The sequence below is a fragment of the Cupriavidus sp. 2TAF22 genome, from assembly GCF_052115045.1.
Taxonomy (GTDB): Bacteria; Pseudomonadota; Gammaproteobacteria; order Burkholderiales; family Burkholderiaceae; genus Cupriavidus.
The window spans coordinates 13,289-32,755 of the sequence record NZ_JBFRFX010000009.1 but is presented as its reverse complement, the minus strand read 5'-3'; the positions used below and the strand labels follow the sequence as shown (position 1 = coordinate 32,755).

Sequence of the window (19,467 nt, the reverse complement as noted above, 5' to 3'; positions counted from 1 at the left end):
CAGACGGATTTGCTTTGGGTGCTACTTTCTCTTGCGGCCACGTTCGAACGCGAGCGCCGGAGCGTGACCTATCTTCCACTCTAGCTGGCAGGCGTCAACGCCGCCAGCAATTCCGTGGCGCGTGGCCACGGCCCGTATCCGGCGGCGGGATTGAGGTGACCCACGTGGCCAAGGTCAACCAGCCGGCTGCCCCACGCGCGGGCCATCCCGGCGACCCGTTCGAACTTCGCCAGCGGATCATTGCGGCTCGCCCCGACGATGCTGGGGAAGGGCAGGAGCTGCGCTGGCGTAGGCAGCCAGCCGTTCTGTGCCAGGGCCGCCGGATCCGGGTACCCCGGTGGCAGCGGGTGATCGAAGTCCGGTGGCGCCGCCAGCAGCGCAGCCTGGATCGGACGCTGGTGCTGCGCGGCCCAGTGCACGGTGATGATCACGCCTGCGCTGTGGGCCACCAGGACCACCGGCCCGTCGATCTCGGCAATCGCTGCGTCCAGCTCCGCGACGCGCGCCGCGCAGCTCAGCTTGTCGTGTTCCAGCGGGGGCACCGAGCGGGCATTCGGCAGTTGCGCCTGGAGCAGCGTCTGCCAGTGTTCCGGCACATGGTCGCGCAGACCAGGCACCATCAGGATTGTGGTGTTGGGGTCAATCATTATGAAAGGGTGGGGGGTGGAGAGGTCAGGGCCGCGCCTGCGCGGCGCGCTGGCTTTGAATGCGACGCAGGTCGTTGGCGTAGTACTTGCGCCCGATCGCGAATGCCAAGGTGGCGCACAGCCCGGCCAGCGGAATGATCTGCAGGGCGCCGAGCAGACCGATCCTGTCGGCGATGACGCCCGTCACAAAAGGCCCGGGTGCCAGGCCCAGCAGGTTGTTGGCCAGCGTGAGCGTGGCGAAGGCTGTCGCGTGAATGCTTGGATGCGTCAGGTTGGCCACCACGGCGCTTGCCGGTCCGGCCGTACCGCCGACCAGCAACATGCCGGCACAGATCAGGACCATTTGCGCCGCGCCGGGGGGCGTGTGGAAGGCGGCCAGGAGCAGTGCGCAGCTGGTGGTGCTGTAGGCAATGGCCATCAGCCACTTGCGGGTGGGGGCGTTGCGGGCAACCCAGTCGGTCAGCGCGCCGCAGACAATCATGCCGGCGCCGGCGGCCAGCACGAAGGCGGCGGCCGTCAGGCTTGCGCGGTCCGTGGCCATGCCGTAGTAGCGCGACAGGTAGCTTGGCATCCACGCAAGCAGCGCACCTGTGACGAGCAACTGCATGGCGCTGCCGACATAGGCACAAAGAATCGAAGGCGCCGAAAACAGGGCGGAAACCAGGGGCCGCAATGCCAGGCGCTTGGGTGCCGCCTCGTCGCCCTTGTCCTCGCCGATCAGTTCGCGCTGCGCCTTCAGGCGCGGCTCGGTCACCACGACGCGAAACAGTGCGACCAGCACCAGGCCGAAGATGGCCATGCTGGCAAACGCCCAGCGCCACCCGAGGTGGGCGGAGAGGGCGCCGCCCAGTGCCATCCCCAAAACCGACCCGAACGGGCCGCCCGCGATGAACGCGGCGCTCAGGCTGGATCGCAGGCGACGGGGGAACACCGACAGCACCATGGCAATGCCCACGCTGCCGTAGGCGGCTTCGCCGATGCCCACGCACATGCGGGCGATGAACATCTCGCCGAAGTTTGTCGCCACCGCGCAGCCGAGCGTGGCGAGGCTCCACAGGGCCGCCATCAGCGTGAGGCTCTTGACGCGGCCCCAGCGGTCGGCCAGGACCGACAGCGGCAAGGTCAGCACGCCCACCATCAGCGCAACAACGCCGCCGAGTGCCCCCAGCTCTGTGTCGGTCAGTGCCCATTCGTTCTTCAGCAGCGGAAATACTGCATTGAGCACCTGGCGGGACATGTAGTCTGACAGCAGCAGGCCAAAGCCCAGTGCGAAGACCACCCACGAGTAGGGATGCGTCCCGGCTGGCCTGACCGGATTTACTGCCATGATGGAATGTGTGGAACGTTGTCCAAGCATAAATGCCTCTGATGGAAGACTTTGACTGCACTCCCGGCGGTCTGGGCCGGTGAGTCGACGCTTCCTTCCACGGCACCTGCCAGCGTCCGGTCGCAACTGATGACAAGTATCTAGGATCAGTTGCACACGGTTTGATGATCCGGGACATCAATTTTGCATCCTGGGACAGTCAGGGAAAACCTGAGGCGCTTGGCTCGGGCCTTACGCAAGCGGATGGACTGTGCGTTCTCGCTACCGCATTCGGCGACCCGTCTCATGTGCCTGCCGCTGCCTCGCGGCGCAAACCGGGGATGCCTGCTACGAAGTTGACGGGCGGGTTGCCGGCGTACCGGGCTGCGCCGCCGTCGGGAGTTGCCTCCGGGTGTTCGCTGGTCGTTGCATGACCGCACGACCGGGCTGCCGGTTCTTTGCGGGGCACCGCGGGCGACATGGCCGAATGGATGATGTGCCGGATGCAACCCGTCGGCTCGTGCGACACCCGTGCCAGCTCACCATGTCCGCGCCGCGGCCGTTCCCGGCAGCCCGGYCGACATGGCCGGCACCGGGGGGGCCGCGGCGCTATCAACGTCATCCGGCCGGTCTGTCTACTTCTTCTTGCCCTTCTCCGCCTTCCCGCCGGACTTCCTGTAGCGCTCCAGGTACTCGTCGCGCAGCTTGCGAACGCAACGACCGATCTTCACATAGTCTTCCTGGTTCAGGTTGGCCAGCGAAACCCGTCCCGATGGGTGGCGCGTACCGAATCCCTTTCCGGGCAGCAGCACCACGCCGGCTTCCTCGGCTAGCCGGAACAACAATTCGTGCGGCTCGACGGTATCAAGCAGCCATTTGACGAAATCCTCGCCGACTTCCCTGCTTTGCTGCTCGACATCGAGCAGCGTGTAATAGTCGACGACGTTCGAATCCACCGGCTCGGGGGCGACGCCCATTCCGCGATACAAGGCGGCCTTGCGGCTGCGGATCAGCCGCTTCATGGCGTCCTTGTAGTTGTCCGACGAATCCATCAGGGAGAACAGGGAGAACAGCACCATCTGCACTTGTTGCGGAGTGGAGAGGCCCGCCGTGTGATTGAGCGCCACGGTGCGGCTGTCGGCCACGATACGATCGATAAACAGCAACTTGTCGGGTTCCGTGGTGATGGAGGCATAGCGGTGGTTCAGCTCCTGGCGTTCCGCCTTCGGCAATTCCGCTATCTTCTCGTCGAACAGATTCGACTTGTGGGTGGCGATGACGCCCAGTCGCCAGCCGGTCGCGCCAAAGTATTTCGAGAAGGAGTACACCAGGATGGTGTTCTTTGGGCACATGGCAAACAGCGACACGAAGTTGTCGGCAAAGGTGCCATACACGTCGTCGGTCAGGATGATCAGATCCGGCCGCTCCTTGACGATGGAAGCGAGATACTCAAGACCCTCGTCGCTCATTCGGACGGAAGGCGGATTGCTCGGGTTCACCAGGAAAAAAGCCTTTACGTCCGGATCGCGCAGCTTGTCCAGTTCCTTCTTGGGGTATTGCCAGCCAGCCGCCGGATCGGCGTCGATCGTGAGCTCGGTCAGGTCATATTCCTTCAGCTCCGGAATTTCGATATATGGCGTGAATATGGGCATGCCCAATGCAATCTTGTCACCCGCCTTAAGTAGCCGGTTGGCCCGCATCGAATTGAACAGATATGTCATGGCGGCAGTACCGCCCTCGACCGCGTACAAGTCGAAATCGCCCAGGAAGGGATGCGCGCCGATCATTTCCTTGCGCAGGTATTGCTTGACGATTTTTTCGCTGATCCTGAGCATCCGGTCCGGCACCGGATAGTTGCAGGCCAGGATGCCTTCGCACATTTCATAGAGGAAGTCGCCCCCATCCAGGCCGAGCTGGTCTCGCACGAACGAGACGGCGCCGGTCAGGAACTTCACTCCCGGCGTGTCGCGGTGATATCGCGCGAAGAGATCGAAGCGCTCCTCGATACCAGCCCTGCGCGGAAAACCCCCGACACCTTCCGAAAGGTAAGAGAAGGACCGTTCGGATTCGGTCATGGCAAACAGGCCAAGCTGCCAGAAGCCATGGCGCGGAACGGTTGCAAGGAAATTGGGGTTGCCGCGTCCGGCGTTGAGCATCAACCGGTTCGAGACGCTTCCAGCCAGCTTGATCAATTCGTCCTTGAGTTCAAAAGGCGAGAGATTCGCTAACTTCGACGGATCTGGCTTGCTCATGGCGCATTCCTCCAAAAATGGTACGTGGCAAAAAAGACTTGCGAATCGATGCAAACGCGGGATCAGCGGCCCATCCGGCGGTCGTAGCTGCGCGAGACGCGGTCGAGTAGTCCGGGATCGCGCGCATCGCTGGCGTTGAACTGCACCCGCACGCTGCCGTCGGGCTGTTGCCGCACGCTGGCGCTCACACTGGTGCCATCGCGCAGGCCCGCGACCGTCCCGCTTGCCTGGTCCTGCACGTTGATCGCCACACCCTGTTCACGCAAGGCGTCCGCCGCCGCGAAGAACGAGCGGTCGTAGTTCGCGGGCGCGGTGGTGGCCGGATAGCCATAGTAGGTACAACCCGAGACGGACAGGATGGCGCCGATCGTCAGGGTCGCGAGCAGGTTCTTCATGGTGCGCTCACGCGAGAATCATGATCATCACCATGCCCCATATCGTCAGGAACGTATTGCCTACGGCGTAGGTGACGGTGTAGCCAAGACCCGGAACCTGGCTCTGTGCCGCTTCGCAGATCATGCCCAGTGCAGCCGTGGTGGTCCGCGCGCCAGCGCACGCGCCGAGCAGGATGGCGGGATGAAAGCGGAACACGAACTTGGCGAGCAGCATGCCAATGATCAGCGGCACCGCCGTTGCAAAGATGCCCCAAAGGAAAAGACTGATCCCAAGCTTTTGCAGGCCGGCGACAAAGCCGGGGCCGGCGGAGATTCCCACCACGGCGATGAAGACATTGAGCCCGACGGAGTTCATGAACCAGACGGTCGGCTCCGGGATGCGGCCAAAGGTCGGATGTATGGCTCTGTACCACCCGAAGATAATGCCGGCGATCAGCGCGCCACCCGCCGTGGATAGGGTGATCGGAACCCCCGCTATCTTCAGGACGACCGCGCCGATCAGCGCGCCAACCGTGATCGCGAGTGACATGAATGCCACGTCCGTGACCGACGTGGGCCGATCGATATAGCCAAGTTGCTTCGCGGTCGCGTTGATATCCTGTGTGCGACCGACCACCGTGATCACGTCGCCCCGATAGAGCTTCGTCTTGGGCAGCACCGGGATCACGGTTTCGGTCGGCCCGCGCTTGATCTTCTTGAGGAACACGCCGCGCGCGCCCGGCCAGCGGGCCAGGTCCTGCAAAGGACGACCATCGACTTCCTTGTTGGTGACGTAGATATCGACGCCCTCGGTGCGGACATCGAGCAGTTCCGCGTCTTCGACCTCCCGTCCGCTTGGGCCGAGGCGCTCGATCAGCTGATTGCGCTTTCCGCCGATCGCGACAACGTCGCCGGCCTCGAGCCTGGTACTGAGGTCCACCTCCATGATCTTGCCGCCGCGGCGAATGCGTTCGACAAAGGCTCGCACGCCCTCCTGGGTTCCCGCCTCGAGCTCGCCCACCGACCTGCCGATATAAGGGCTGTTTGGCGCCAGGGCATAGGCGCGCAATTCGAATTCATGCCATTCCGTGCCGGCTTCACCCGGCGCTCCGGCGCCCAGTTCTCTTTCGTAGTCCTTGCACGCGGCTACCAGATCAATGCCCAGAAGCTTCGGGCCGATCTGCGCCAGGATGATCGCCGAGCCGACAGTGCCGAAGATATAGGTAACGGCGTATGCGATCGGCATGCTGTCGAGTAGTTGTTTTGCCTCGTCGGGTGGCAAGCCAAGGCGATTGATCGCGTCGGTGGCGAGGCCCATCGATGCGGAGATCGTTTGCGATCCGGCAAAAAGCCCCGCGGCGGAGCCCAGGTCGTATCCGGCCATCAGCGCCGCGCCGACGGCGGAGGCCAGGCACAACAGACACATGACCAAGGCGAAGATGGCTTGTGGCACCCCATCCTTGGCGATGCCGCGTACGAACTGCGGACCTACGCCATAGCCGACGGCGAACAGAAACATCAGGAAGAAGACGGACTTCACGTTGGGGGAAATCTTCACGCCGAGGATGCCAATGACAATCGACACAAGCAGCGTCGAGGTGACGGCGCCCAGGCTGAAGCCCTTGAAGCTTTTCCCGCCAATCCAGTATCCGATCCCCAGCGCAAGGAAAATGGCGATTTCCGGATAGGCTCTGAGCGTTGTCACGAACCAGGACATGGCGTTTCTCCCGCTTTTTTTTCGATAGGTTAAGTCACACGTTTCCGCTTCAGTCCATCCAGTGCTTCCTGCGGATCACGGATAGGATGCAAGCGCGCGTCGGGTCAGCGTGCCTTGTTCAGGGCGTCCAGGGCTTCCGGCTTAAGCAGCTCGAGGCCGCGCGCCGCGTTGAATCCGTGGATCTCCTTCACATCCAGCTTGCGCATGAAGGCAATGGTTTCCGGCGTAATCACCTGCCCGGGGACCATGATGGGGAAGCCGGGAGGGTAGGGGATCACGAACTTGGCGGACACCAGCTCGGGGCCATTCTTCAGTCGCTCGTCGATGCGGGGGTCGTTCAGGCGGATGCACTCGCAAGCCTGCGGGTCATAGGCCAGGTAGTAGGCGGCACGCATGTCACCTTCCGACGTTGCGCTCTCGCTGTTCTCGCGCAGCGCGTTGTGGAAGCGGCTGAAGTTCGGCAGTTCCGGCACGTCCTCCACCAATCCCTTCACGCGAGCCTGGAAACTGGCGCGCGCGGCTTCGTCGCCCTCGTCCAGTTCGCGATCCAGCGCGCGGGAAATATCGGCAAGCGCCTTGATCAGGTGCGCCATGTCGCTGCGGGTATTGTTGATATTGATCTGCACCAGCACGCTGTTGCGCGAGGTCTTGTTGATCTGGATGTCGTAGCTTTCGGCCAGGAGCCCCTTGAAACGGGTGCCGTCGTACCCCGCGTTGCCGCAAAGCAGCGTGATACGGGTCGGATCGAGGAAGAACTCGTCGGTGCGCAAGGCTTGTGTGGCATCCGCGATGGTGCTGCCTGGCATGCCGTAATCGGCAAATCCGGTGACGCGATACTCCGCCGGAATCATTTCCGCCGGCGTGGCGGCGTGGAAGTACTTCGAGATCAACGGATGATTGTTGATCTCCTTGCGGATCTCGATGGCCAGTTGTATGGCGCGCTGCACCAGCTCGTAGCCTTCTAGTTCCATCTGCCGTCTGGCCAGGTCGATGGACGCAATGATCTGCAGGTTCGGGGAGGTCGAGGTGTGCGTGAAGAACGCTTCCTTGAACTGCGGCTCGACTGTGTGGAATTGCTGGTCGGCCACGACAATGATCGAACCCTGGCGCAGGGCCGACATCGACTTGTGGATTGACTCCGTCTGGTAGACCCGTATCCTGACCTGGTCCGGGTCAGGCAGCAATGGGATGTCGAGCAGCCGCGGATCGGTGTCGCCGATGCCATCGATCGATTGTCTGAACGCCTCGTACTTGTCGCGATAGGCCGCGTCATGCATCAGTTCGCGCAACCTGGCGGCGCCGCCCATCGCGGTGCGCATGCGCAGCAATGGCGAGAAGCGCGCAAAGCCGAACCATGCCTCGTCCCACAGGAAGACCAGGTCGGGCTTGATGGCAAGGCATTCCAGCATGGTCCGTTCCACGTTGGCGATATGGCCGTCGAACGTGCAGTTGGTAAGCACCAGCATCTTGGCCCGGTGGAGCTTGCCTTCGGCCTTGAGCGCCAGCAGGGCCTGCTTGATGGGGCGGATCGCAAGGCTGCCGTACATCGAGTATTGCGTGAGCGGGTATGCATCGATGTAGAGCGGCTGCGCGCCAGCCAGCACAATGCCGTAGTGGTGCGACTTGTGGCAGTCGCGGTCGATCAGGACGATGTCGCCCGGGGTGAGCAGCGCCTGGTGAACGATCTTGTTGGCGGTCGAGGTGCCATTCGTGACAAAGAAGGAGCGGTCGCCGCCGAAGGCGCGCGCGGCCTTGTCCTGGGCCAGCTTGATATTGCCGGTCGGCTCCAGCAGGCTGTCCAGCCCGCCGGTGGTGGCGCATGATTCCGCGAGAAAGAGGTTGGCGCCATAGAATTCACCCATGTCGCGGATCCAGTTCGACTTGAAAATCGACTTTCCGCGCGCGATCGGCAAGGCGTGAAAGGTTCCAACCGGACGCGCCGCGTAGTCCTTCAGGTTGTCGAAGTACGGCGTTTCGTAGCGATCCTTGATGCCATCGAGAATGGCCAGATGGATTTCCATCGTTTCTTCCGCGCCGTAGAAGATCCGGCGCAGTGGCGCGGCCTCCTCGGAGCCGGCGAGGTGACCGACGTCGCGGTCGGTGGACAGGAACATGTCGAGCTCAGGGCGCAGGCCGCGGAGCAGGCGCGCAAGCGCCGTACCCGAGTCCTCCATGGCCGCTCCGGTCCCCGTCGGGGTATTGCGCACGATGATGTCTCGCAACACCGGCGACGTGTATTGCGAGGTAAAGCCAAAGCCATCGACGATCACCACCGACTGCAGGTTGCAATTGAAGATTGCCGCAAGCAGCGCATCTTCGAAACTGCCAACCACGACCGTTTCATAAATGAAATGATCGTCATTGCGCCGCAGCCTGCGAAATGTCTCCCGCAAGTCGGGCCAGGTCGAGCGCTCGCCGGCGGCCACCAGCAACACCTCGAAATACGGCTTGCGGCTCTGTCCGTGGCCGATCGATGGTGGCAGGATATCCGGGAGGTGCGACTCGCCTTCGTCCTCGGCGATCCAGGCCTCTCTGTCATCCCGGTAGCTATTGGAAAGCAGGGCGCCGCTGATACGTTGCACAAGGCGTTCGAGGCCGACCCAATCGCCTTTGTCGAGGCGCTCTTTCACCTGTGCGGTCAGGTTCGGTCCAGGGTATGCGTTCAGTTCCTCGATGGGACGTATTTCTTCCAGCACCGCACTGGCTTGCTGGCGCAATTCGTCGGTGTCTTGCGCCCGCCGGGCGGCCAGGGTCCGGGCGATGCGGTTCAGGATGCGCCAGCGGTCGATACGCGCTTCCCAGGCCGAGAAGAACTGATTGAGCTCGAACCCGGGTGCCATTGCTTCAGTCGCAGCCATGTCGTGTCTCCGTCGCGAAAATGGACTTCCTCGAAGCAGGTGGCGGCATCCGGCAACACGTCATGGCTGCCGGGACGGGGTGTGGCCGCCACGGCAAACGCTGCCAGGATGAACGCCCGGGAACGCCGGTCCTGCCGTGCCGCTACTTGGCGGCGGCCGGCTCCACGGACACCGCCAGGGCCTCCGTATAGACCGCCTGGACCCGGTCTCCCTTCTTGATATTCTTGAGCCGTTCCGGATCGTCAACCATCAGGTCGACGGTGCGTCCCTTTGGCCCCTTCAGGGTGACGGTCTTGGCCGCGGTGTTCACCGCAACCACATCGGCCGTGGCCGTCACTTCCCGGCCAATCGTGCCACCGGGCTTTGCGCCCGGCGCGGAGCGGTCAGAAATCTCGCGCTCGTGCAGGGAGAGCGGACCGCTGCCCTTCTTCAGGCTCAGGCTCAAGGCCTCGCGGTATTCGACGGACACGACATCGCCAACCTTCAGCTGGTCAAAGTTCCTGGCTTCCTCGCCTACCACCAGGTCCACGACCTTGCCGTCGCTCCTCTTTAGTGAAACCGTTCGCGTCGGCGCGTCGATCTTGGTGATCTTGGCGGTCGTCTTGGCCGTAGCCGTGGCACTCGTCTGCCCGGGGGCCTGCGTGACATCCATTTTCGTTTCGGGCTGTGCCCGGACCGATGCGGTAGCTGCCATCAGCATGGCCATGGCCAATAGTGTCTTTCCTTTCATGCTGTTCTCCCTTCCGTGTTTTTGCGAATCGCCCCACGATCCCGGCGGGCGGTGTGCTAATTGAAGCGCTCCTGCAGCACCGGCGCGCCGGCCTTGCTGCCTTTCCAGAAACCGGTCTTGTCGGATGCAGGAAACCCGTAGCTGGCCAGGAAGGCGCCTGTTTCCTTATCGTCGGCATCGGCGCCGATACTTGCAGGCATCGGGATGGATATCACGGGGTCACCTCTTTCCAGCCCGGGCCCGGGTCATAGGACCTTGTCGCCAGCGCCTTGTCCTGGCCGTTCGGGCCAAGGTCGCTTTCGAAGACCCGCCCGTCATGGCTGACCATGAAGCTCTTGATCCCTGTATCCCCGTAGCGAACCGGCCACGCGATCACCGCGAATCCGCCGAAGAGCTTGCCATTGACGACATAGTCATACTTGCCGCCCGGGGCATGGCTGCCCTGCGAGGTAAGCAGCTTGTAGTGATAGCCGTAGTAGCCGCCCTGGGCCTTGCTGCGCATGCCTGCCTCGAGGAACGCAGGTCCCAGCGGGCTTTGCGGTTCACCGGGCTTGGTTGGCCAATACAGGCCATCGCGCTTGCCGGGCGTGCTGACGAGCTTCATGGCATACACCGATATGCCCTGTGCCTGCTGGCTCATCTGCGCGTACTCGTTCTGCGCATCGCAAACGGCGAGCAAGGTCTGCATCACCGCCAGCTCGTTACGGCCGATGCGGCGCACACGCATTTCCTCGGCGCCGGCGCGGATATCGAAATGCCATCCCTTGGCGTTCTTCACCAGTGGTATGGGCAAGGTCCAGCCATCGTTGCCGGCCGTAATCCGGGCGCGGTCTTTCCCTTCCGGGCGAATGGCATGCGACTGGCTCCAGGCCTCAAGGAAGCGGTAGCGAATGTCTGCGCCGACCGGCGGGATCAGGTCGTGATAGTTGGCGCCAAACAGGGACTTCATCGCATCATCGTCGCTGGTGGCCACTGCGTCGCCAAGGGCGTTCATCGCAGCCTCGGGAGAGCTGAAATCCTTCTGCGCATGGGCCGGGGCCATACCCCAGGCAAGCAGCGCCAGCACCATGGCGATGGCACTGCCCCAGGCGCAAGACCGGGAGCGGGGAAGTCGTTGTGTCGAGTCCATGATCGCTTCCCCCAGGTTAGCGCCTACCGCCGCCACGGCCACCACCTCCGAATCCGCCACCACCACGGCCACCACCACCACCACCACCACCACCACTGAATCCACCGCCGCCACCGCCACCGCCACTGAATCCGCCACCGCCACCTCTGGCCGCGCCGCCTTGGTGTTGTCCGGCAGCCTGCGTGCTGGAGCGGCCCCGGTCGAAGTCACGCTGGGCCGAGGCGCCACCCCCGCCTACGCCCTGGAAGGCGTTATCGCGACCGCCGCCCGCGCCGCCTCCGATTCCGCCACCGCCCCCGGCACGATCCGACACGCCGGCACGATTGCCGGCACCACCGCGATCGCCGGCACCGCCACGGTCGCCGGCACCACCGCGGTCGCCGACACCGCCACGATCGCCGGCACCACCGCGGTCGCCGGCACCGCCACGGTCACCGGCACCACCGCGGTCGCCGACACCACCACGGTCACCGGCACCACCGCGGTCGCCACGCCCCTGGCGGTCGGCCACGGACGCCCGGTCAGACGCGCCCCGACCGCCATCCCGGCCACGATAATCGTCGCGCCTGTCGGCACCGGCCCCGCTCCTGCCGCCGAACTTCTCGCGCGAAGCGTTATCCCGGTATGCCACGCCTTTCCGATGCGCGGCGTCGTGCTGCCATTTTCCGCCGCCCTGCACCTTGGTGCGGTCGAAGTTGCGGTCGATATTGGCGGCCTTGTTGACGTTGATGTTCACGTCGCCGCCACCCCAGTTGCAGTTGCCGAAGATGGCCCCGGCGGCGGCCAGGCCGACGCCCCATGCAAAGCCGGTGGCCAGTGCGGCACCCGGATAGTAGGCAGGATAGGGTGGCCAGTAGTACGGCGGATAGGCGGGGGCGCTCCAGGCGCCGTAGACAACGGTCGGATTGTAGGAAGGCACGTAAATGACCTGCGGGTCCGCCGGCTCGATCCGCACGACCGTCTGGCTGGCGGGCTGTCCCTGCGCCGGCGCCGCCGCAGCCGGCGCCGCGGCCGGCTCCACGATCACCTTCTGCTGCTCGTTCGACTTGAGGTTGCCCGATTGCTGCGCCCGCGCCCGCAGACGCTGCACCGCCGCCAGCACGTCTTTCTCCTGGGCGAGGAAAGCGTCGCCCAGCTTTTGCGTCCAGTCGAGCTTGTCGTTCATCGGCTCGAGAGCCTGCGGAAAGGCAACCAGCGACTTCACGCTGACATCCCATGACTGGTTCTCTACCGCCTTGAGCGCGGCGTCGCCTTTTACTTTCGGGTTGGCCTTGACCCAGCGTGCGGCCTGCACGATCTCGAGCGGATACGTCGATGCCATCAGGACCTGGGACAGCACGGAATCGGGGTAGAGCGCGATGGGCGCGACCAGTGCCTCGAGTTCTTCCGGCTTGAAGGCGGCCGGCTGGTCCGATGCGGCTTGCGCATGAGCGTTGAAGGAAATCATCGTCAGAGCGGCGAACAGCCATGCGCCGGCATGACGGAACAAACACCTCAGCCAAAGGTTCATCCCCAATCCTCCCAGGGCCCGGTTTAGCCGGACACCCTATCGGACTTCGTGCCCCAGCTCCGCGCTCGCTCAGGGACACGGCAATGTCCGGCAAGCGCACCGGCGAACGTTCCCGCCCGGATCTGGAGAGCCGTATTCTTGGGTCCGGTGGCTATGTAGCCTGGGCTGCTCCGGAACCAGGGCGAGACAAGCTCCGGCTTCCCTCGAAGCCCGCGCCACAAGTCAGAGGGAAACCGGACGGACATTTGTGTTCTGTAGGTCCTTTGTGCCCACTCTAGGCGCAACCGTCACGCACGCCACCATGAAATTTTTCAGAAGTCGAAATAAGAAGAATCCATCCAGAATGATTGTGCTCGATCAAGCCCATGACGGCGTCTTGTCGCGGTAGCGCAGCAAGAGACAGGGCCCGCCCGCACAGCTTGTCGTCACCGGGCCGGCAAGCTGGCTTCGGCCTTGGCTGGGGCGGATTCAACGGGCAAGGCCGGAACCTGAAGACTCGCCGGGCCCCTCGACGGATATTCAGCGATGCATCAAGGCCCCCGGCAGCCGATAATGGGCCATGAACCACTGCGGGCGGAGCCGCGGTATCCGAGGTATTCGAGGGCACAGGGGGAGTCATGAAGACGAGGCTGGCGCTTTGTTTCGTGGTGATAGCCGTTCTCTTGTCAGCGGGGGCGGCCGCCGCCGACTTCGGTAGCAAGGCCGGTCCCGAGCCCGCCAATATCGATCAGATTGCCGACCTCCTTCGCGAGGATCCCTATGACCTGGAATTGCTGATCAGTTTCGGCACCTCCAAGGGCGGATCGGCCGGCCATTTCGCGCTGGCGATCCGGGACGACGCGCGTGGCGACGATCTGGTCTACTCGGCCAACTTCTATGCCGACCGTACGCGCAAGCACGAAAGTGGCTACTACACCACGGACCTGATGGTTGCCATCCCGAAGAAGGAATACCTGTTCAAGACTGTCTCCTCGGTCGGGGAGACGGCCTCGTTTGGCCTCGACTTCGGCGAGATCTACAAACGCTCGGTTATCGGCGTGCGCGTGCACGGCGTACCGGCCAGCGACAAGGAGGCCCTGGCGGCTTACTTCGGACGCATCAATGACGACTATCACCAGCGGGCCAGGGATACCGAGTATCACAGCGGCGAGGTCAAGTACGACTACTTGCGCCTCAACTGCGCCAAGACCATCGGCGCCGCATTCAAGTTTGGCGCTGGCTACAAGGACCTGGAAGTGACCAGCGCCAGGTTTCTGTCCGGACGGCGGGTGGTGGCGGCCGCCAGGGCCAACGTCCCTACCGAGATGGCGATGAAGCTGATCAAGGAGTGGGGCAAGCGCCAGTACGGCATGGAGGTGGTGCTGTACAAGAAGTACGGCGGCTCGACCTATGTGGATCCGCACGAGGAGGAGAAGGTGGCCTTCAAAGACCTGCCCAATCGCTTCCCCTCGGTCTTGTCCCTGGACTTCCGCAGGGAGGAGGGCGCCTACCAGGACTTCGACAACCTCTTCGCCATGTATCTCCTCTACAATCTGGGCAAATACAGCGTGCGGGTGAGCGAACAGACGATGCTGCTCGAGATCGAAAAGGAGAAGCGCCCGATGGCTTATCCCGAGGCAGTCGAGCTTGCCACCCAGAGCGCCAGGTCGGACAGCGAGAATTTCCGTCGCCATATCCGGTTCCAGCCGCGCGGTACAAAGATCGGGGAGACTCCGGACAACACGCATCTCTACAATTTCACTGACGATGGCGGCGGGAAAACGCCCACGGATTGAAGTCGGGCGGACTTGCTGGCGCACCACATGGAGCGCCCGTTTCGCGTCGTCGAGCGCCAGCTCGGTCATCCCGAGCTGCGCCACCGTGGATCGGTGAAGAACACACGGCGCCGGCATCCCGGCCCAAGGAACTGAAGCGGGGCAACCTAGCGATCGGCGGCAACCCTTCCTATACTCCACCAGCCGGCCACATCGTGGCTTTTTATTTCAGGCGGCATCCCGCCTTTGACACAGGCCTTCCAGCAGAATCGGCGCTTCCATGGCGGCGTGGTTTTGTAGATGTGTCTTATGCACCCCAATGTCGTGGCCCCGCAGGCTCGCCAGGACGTATTCCTGTCACAAGGCAGCCATTTCTTTGCGACGAGTCAATGTGTCGGCGGGTGGAGCGAAGAAGATAGAGACACAAGCAGCAAGTGGTTGGCGTTTTCGCTTTGCCGCACGTCCGATGGCGCGAGCCGCTCATGCGAGCCCTGCAGCGTCGCAGGAACAGGCGCTCTGCCGGCGGCGGGTTTTAGCTTGGACGAACGAGATGCACTGCGCCGGTTGCCCGGAGAGTACTGGGACCCGGATGCCCGAAGGACTCGCTGTCGAGGTCAATACCATGGATGCCRGAAAGCAACTTGAGCATGCCCATGAGATCGGAATCAAGACCGGTCTGGTGCTCCAGAAACGCATCAAGAACGCGCAAGCGGCCTTGGGTCGTCGGGTAAGGTCCGCCTATGGCGATGGCGATGGCGATGGCAGTGGGGATGGCGCGGTGGCCGCCGCCAGGCTGATGGCCGGCGCCGATCCCTTGAGTTGTTACGCATACGGGGGGGATGCGGCGCAGCGCGCCATTCTCTTCTGGGACACGCTGCGCCAGCGCGGCAATCAGTTTGTCGAGAACGCGGTGCAGGGCCTGAAGCCGGTGCTGCACTTCGACTACGAATTCGTCCTCGACGGCCGCCAGTTCGCGCGGCCGGTGAACTATGCGCTGCTGCGCATCACGCCTCCCGAGGGCGTGCAGGTCGGCGAGGACCGCCGCCCCTACCTGATCATCGACCCCCGCGCCGGTCATGGTCCCGGCATCGGGGGCTTCAAGGACGATTCGCAGGTGGGCGTCGCATTGCGTGCGGGTCATCCGGTCTACTTCGTTATTTTCTTCCGCGATCCCGAACCGGGCCAGACCTTGCTCGACGTCTGCGAAGCGGAGCAGGTGTTCGTGAGGAAGGTCCGTGCGTTGCATCCGGACAGCCCCAAGCCGGCCATCATCGGCAATTGCCAGGGTGGCTGGGCGGCCATGATGCTGGCCGCGTCCGACCCGGACGACACCGGCCCCATCGTGATCAACGGTGCGCCGATGTCGTACTGGAGCGGAGCCTGGAGCGAGGACGAGGGAGATAACCCGATGCGCTATGCAGGGGGGCTGCTGGGCGGGACCTGGCTGTCCTCTTTCACCGCGGATCTCGGCAACGGCAAGTTCGATGGCGCCCATCTGGTGCAGAACTTCGAGAACCTGAATCCCGCCAACAGCCTGTGGGACAAATACTTCAACCTCTACAACAAGGCTGACACGGAACCGCCGCGCTTCCTGGAGTTCGAGCGCTGGTGGGGTGGCTACTACCTGATGAACCGCGAGGAGATCGAGTGGATCACCCGCAATCTGTTTGTCGGTAACAAGCTGTGGTCCGGCGATGTGAAGGGCGCGGGCGGCAAGGGTTTCGACCTGCGTGCCATCAAATCCCCCATCGTGCTGTTCGCCTCGATGGGGGACAACATCACCCCGCCGCAGCAGGCATTCAACTGGGTCGTGGATTTGTATGAGAGCACCGAGCAGATCAAGGCGCTAGGCCAGGTCATCGTCGGCATGGTTCACCAGAATATCGGTCACCTGGGCATCTTCGTTTCCGGGAAGGTTGCGCAAAAGGAGCACGCGCAGATCGTTTCGGTACTCAAGAGCATCGAGTTGCTGCCGCCCGGGCTGTATGGCATGGTCATTACCGAGCGCGCGCAAAAAGGAGAAAACGGCGAGGTCGAATATGACGTCGAGTTCCGCGAGCATCGCCTCGAAGACGTCGCTGCGCGTCTCAATCGCTTCCAGCGTGCCGACGAGAAGCCGTTCGAGGCGGTGGCTGCGCTGTCCGATTTCAACCAGCGCGCCTATGAACTGTTCGCGCAACCGTTCGTGCAGGCAATGTCCAGCGATATGTCCGCACGGCTATTGCGGGAGTTTCACCCGCTGCGCGTGCAGAACTGGGCGCTGTCGGATATGAATCCCTGGCTTGCCTGGCTGGGCCCCGCCGCCGACGCCGTCAGGGCAAACCGGCAGGCCATGGAGCCCGACCATCCGCTGCGCCAGCGCGAGCAGGCCGGGGCCGAGGTCGTCAGTGCGGCGCTCGATGGCTACAGGGCCATGCGCGACGCCATGACGGAGGCGTCCTTCTTCGGCATCTACGCCAATATGTTCTCGCTGTATTTTGGCGACAAGGGGTCTGCCCGGACCGCGCCGGCCGCGGCTGTCGATCCGGCGGCATTGCCGGAGGTCACGGCGGCCCTGGCCGCGGTGGCCAGCGGCGGCTATGTGGAGGCGCTCAGCCGGGTGGGTTTGCTGCTGATGCGCCACGGGGAGCCGCTGCCGCTCTCGCGCCTGGAGATGCGCAAGGAGATGGTCGCCGACTATGCGGAATACCTGCCCGAACTGGCGCCCCACGAATGGCGCAAGATTCGCGGCCAGCAGGAGATCACCGTGCGGTATGCACCGGAGCAGGCCCTGGAGACGCTGCCGGTCCTGCTCCAGGATCCCGCCGACCGCGAACGGCTGCTGGCGCTGCTCGACAAGCTGTCGGCAGACGCGCGCGTGCTTGGCAGCAAGCCCACGGCCGAGCAGGTGGCGATGCTCGCGCGCATCCGGACAACCCTGGCAGGCAAGCCAGAGCGCGCGCGCCGCGCGGCCACCCTTGCGCGTGCCTGAGGGCGCCGGGATACAGCTTGCCACGGCCGTTGACAGCAGGAGGATTGCGGGTGGACACCAAGCACGAGAAGTACCAGCGGCTGATCGATTTTTGCAGGTCCATCCCGCCAACGCCGACGGCGGTGGTGCATCCGTGTGACCGGAGCTCGCTGGAGGCCGCGGTAGAAGCCGCGGAGCTGGGGCTGATCGCCCCCGCACTGGTAGGCCCCCGCGCGCGCATCGAGGAAACGGCCAGGGCCAGCGGTATCGACATCAGCCTGTACCCGATCGTCGATGCGCCCTTCAGCCAGGCGGCCGCCGCCGCTGCCGTGCAACTGGTGCGCGAAGGCAAGGCCGAGGCCTTGATGAAGGGCAGCCTGCACACCGATGAACTGATGGCGGCCGTGGTCAGGGGCGACACCGGCTTGCGCACTGCCCGGCGTGTCAGTCACTGCTTTGTGATGGACGTGCCGGGGCACGAGGAAGCCCTGATCATCACCGACGCGGCTGTCAACATTGCGCCCACGCTCGCCGAGAAGGCCGACATCCTCCAGAACGCCATCGATCTGGCCCATGCGCTGCAATTCAAGGAAGTAAGGGTGGCGATCCTGTCGGCGATGGAGACCGTCAATCCGAAGGTCCCGTCCACCATCGAGGCTGCCGCGCTGTGCAAGATGGTAGACCGCCACCAGATCACCGGCGCGATCGTCGACGGCCCGCTGGCGCTCGACAACGCCATCGACATGGAGGCCGCGCGCATCAAGCAGATCGATTCGCCGGTCGCGGGTCGCGCCAATGTGTTGCTGGTGCCCGACCTGGAGGCCGGCAACATGCTTGCCAAGAGCCTGTCCTTTCTCGCTGGCGCCGATGCGGCCGGCGTCGTGCTCGGCGCGCGGGTGCCCATCATTCTCACCAGCAGGGCAGACTCCGTGTCGACCCGGCTGGCATCCTGCGCGGTTGCCGCGCTGGTGGCAAAGGCGCGCCGCGAGGCGGGAAAGACAATGGGGTGACGCTGTGGCCGACTTGATACTGGTACTCAACGCAGGCTCGTCGAGCATCAAGTTCAGTGCGTTCGGTGCGCACGGCGACGAGCCGGAACTGGTGCTGCGCGGCAGTCTCGACGGGATCTACACCTCGCCCGCCTTTCGCGCCACCAATGCGTCCGGCGCGGAGGTGGAGAGCAAGCACTGGGGCGACGGGAATGAACTGGGGCATGGCGGGGCCATCGCATTCCTCGCGGATTTCCTGCGCGGGCACGGCGAAGGCCATCATCTGGTCGCGGTGGGGCACCGCGTGGTGCACGGCGGGATGCAGTTCACGCAGGCAACCAGGGCCACTCCCGAGGTGGTCTCGGCGCTCGAGGCCCTGAGCCCGCTGGCGCCTTTGCACCAGCCGCACAACCTCAAGCCGATCCGCATTCTCGCGCAGCGGCGACCGGAACTGCTGCAAGTGGTTTGTTTCGACACCGCGTTTCACCGGGCGCAGCCGGAAGTGGCGCAGGCATTCGCGCTCCCTGCCTCGGTCACGCGGCACGGCGTGCGGCGCTACGGCTTTCACGGGCTGTCTTACGAATACATCGCCAGCGTCCTGCCGGCGGTCGACGCTGGCGCCGCGGCGGGCCGGACGGTGGTGGCCCATCTGGGCAACGGCAGCAGCATGTGCGCGCTGGTGGCTGGCCGGAGTGTCGCCAGCACGATGGGATTCACCGCGGTGGACGGGCTGCCCATGGGCACGCGCTGCGGCAATCTGGATCCCGGTGTCATCCTTTACCTGATGGATGAGCTCGGCATGGATGCGCGTGCCATCGAAGACCTGATCTACCGCCAGTCCGGGCTGCTCGGCGTTTCGGGCGTCTCCAGCGACATGCGCGCGCTGCTCGCCAGCGATGCGCCGCTCGCCCGCTTCGCCATCGAGCTCTATACGTACCGGATCGGGCGGGAGCTGGGCTCGCTTGCCGCCGCGGCGCAAGGCCTGGACGCGCTGGTGTTTACCGCGGGCGTCGGCGAGCATGCGGCGCTGATTCGCGAGCAGGTCTGCCGGCAGGCGGCCTGGCTTGGCGTTGCCCTGGATAACGCGGCGAACGCCGCGGGCGGGCCGAGGATCAGCACGGCCTCCGGCAAGGTGTCCGTGTGGGTCATCCCGACCAACGAGGAACTGATGATCGCAAGGCATACCAGGTCGCTGATCGACGTGATGCCGCACTGAATGCCGTTCCGCCCTCCGCCACCGGGCGCGAAACG

The 19,467-nt window shown here is 64.1% G+C and carries 14 protein-coding genes; 4 read left to right on the top strand and 10 right to left on the bottom strand.

Going from position 1 to position 19,467, the window contains the following annotated elements; genetic code table 11:
* Nucleotides 1-80 precede the first annotated feature (80 nt).
* The 10 genes from AB4Z48_RS12890 to AB4Z48_RS12845 all read right to left on the bottom strand — a co-directional run bounded on the left by AB4Z48_RS12890 (nucleotide 81) and on the right by AB4Z48_RS12845 (nucleotide 12,523).
* Nucleotides 81-647, bottom strand: a complete 567-nt coding sequence (locus AB4Z48_RS12890; protein WP_441614412.1) for an RBBP9/YdeN family alpha/beta hydrolase — start codon at nucleotides 645-647, stop codon at nucleotides 81-83.
* Nucleotides 648-672: 25 nt separating this feature from the next.
* Complete coding sequence (locus tag AB4Z48_RS12885; RefSeq protein ID WP_441614410.1) at nucleotides 673-2,004, bottom strand: MFS transporter; 1,332 nt, start codon at nucleotides 2,002-2,004, stop codon at nucleotides 673-675.
* A gap of 584 nt (nucleotides 2,005-2,588) precedes the next feature.
* On the bottom strand, nucleotides 2,589-4,205 hold the full coding sequence (locus tag AB4Z48_RS12880; RefSeq protein ID WP_441614408.1) for a bifunctional aspartate transaminase/aspartate 4-decarboxylase: 1,617 nt from the start codon (nucleotides 4,203-4,205) through the stop codon (nucleotides 2,589-2,591).
* 62 nt (nucleotides 4,206-4,267) lie between these two features.
* Nucleotides 4,268-4,600, bottom strand: coding sequence for a hypothetical protein (locus tag AB4Z48_RS12875; RefSeq protein WP_441614406.1), 333 nt, complete (start codon nucleotides 4,598-4,600; stop codon nucleotides 4,268-4,270).
* 7 nt (nucleotides 4,601-4,607) lie between these two features.
* The gene (aspT, locus tag AB4Z48_RS12870; protein ID WP_441614404.1) at nucleotides 4,608-6,296 is read right to left on the bottom strand and encodes an aspartate-alanine antiporter; all 1,689 of its coding nucleotides are present in this window, start codon (nucleotides 6,294-6,296) and stop codon (nucleotides 4,608-4,610) included.
* A gap of 104 nt (nucleotides 6,297-6,400) precedes the next feature.
* The gene (locus AB4Z48_RS12865) at nucleotides 6,401-9,154 is read right to left on the bottom strand and encodes a decarboxylase (RefSeq protein WP_441614403.1); all 2,754 of its coding nucleotides are present in this window, start codon (nucleotides 9,152-9,154) and stop codon (nucleotides 6,401-6,403) included.
* Between the two features lie 142 nt (nucleotides 9,155-9,296).
* Complete coding sequence (locus tag AB4Z48_RS12860) at nucleotides 9,297-9,884, bottom strand: hypothetical protein (RefSeq protein ID WP_441614401.1); 588 nt, start codon at nucleotides 9,882-9,884, stop codon at nucleotides 9,297-9,299.
* Nucleotides 9,885-9,940: 56 nt separating this feature from the next.
* The gene (locus AB4Z48_RS12855; protein WP_441614399.1) at nucleotides 9,941-10,084 is read right to left on the bottom strand and encodes a hypothetical protein; all 144 of its coding nucleotides are present in this window, start codon (nucleotides 10,082-10,084) and stop codon (nucleotides 9,941-9,943) included.
* A gap of 11 nt (nucleotides 10,085-10,095) precedes the next feature.
* Nucleotides 10,096-11,013, bottom strand: a complete 918-nt coding sequence (locus AB4Z48_RS12850) for a DUF2950 domain-containing protein (protein ID WP_441614735.1) — start codon at nucleotides 11,011-11,013, stop codon at nucleotides 10,096-10,098.
* Nucleotides 11,014-11,029: 16 nt separating this feature from the next.
* A complete protein-coding gene (locus AB4Z48_RS12845) occupies nucleotides 11,030-12,523 on the bottom strand; it encodes a DUF3300 domain-containing protein (RefSeq protein ID WP_441614397.1) in 1,494 nt (497 codons plus the stop codon).
* Nucleotides 12,524-13,140: 617 nt separating this feature from the next.
* On the opposite strand from AB4Z48_RS12845, the gene AB4Z48_RS12840 reads away from it, so the two are divergent.
* The 4 genes from AB4Z48_RS12840 to AB4Z48_RS12825 all read left to right on the top strand — a co-directional run bounded on the left by AB4Z48_RS12840 (nucleotide 13,141) and on the right by AB4Z48_RS12825 (nucleotide 19,432).
* Nucleotides 13,141-14,298, top strand: a complete 1,158-nt coding sequence (locus tag AB4Z48_RS12840; RefSeq protein ID WP_441614395.1) for a hypothetical protein — start codon at nucleotides 13,141-13,143, stop codon at nucleotides 14,296-14,298.
* A gap of 601 nt (nucleotides 14,299-14,899) precedes the next feature.
* The gene (locus AB4Z48_RS12835; protein ID WP_441614733.1) at nucleotides 14,900-17,248 is read left to right on the top strand and encodes a DUF3141 domain-containing protein; all 2,349 of its coding nucleotides are present in this window, start codon (nucleotides 14,900-14,902) and stop codon (nucleotides 17,246-17,248) included.
* A 50-nt stretch (nucleotides 17,249-17,298) separates the two neighbouring features.
* The gene (locus AB4Z48_RS12830; RefSeq protein ID WP_441614393.1) at nucleotides 17,299-18,237 is read left to right on the top strand and encodes a phosphate acetyltransferase; all 939 of its coding nucleotides are present in this window, start codon (nucleotides 17,299-17,301) and stop codon (nucleotides 18,235-18,237) included.
* A gap of 4 nt (nucleotides 18,238-18,241) precedes the next feature.
* Nucleotides 18,242-19,432, top strand: coding sequence for an acetate/propionate family kinase (locus AB4Z48_RS12825; RefSeq protein ID WP_441614391.1), 1,191 nt, complete (start codon nucleotides 18,242-18,244; stop codon nucleotides 19,430-19,432).
* Nucleotides 19,433-19,467: the final 35 nt, after the last annotated feature.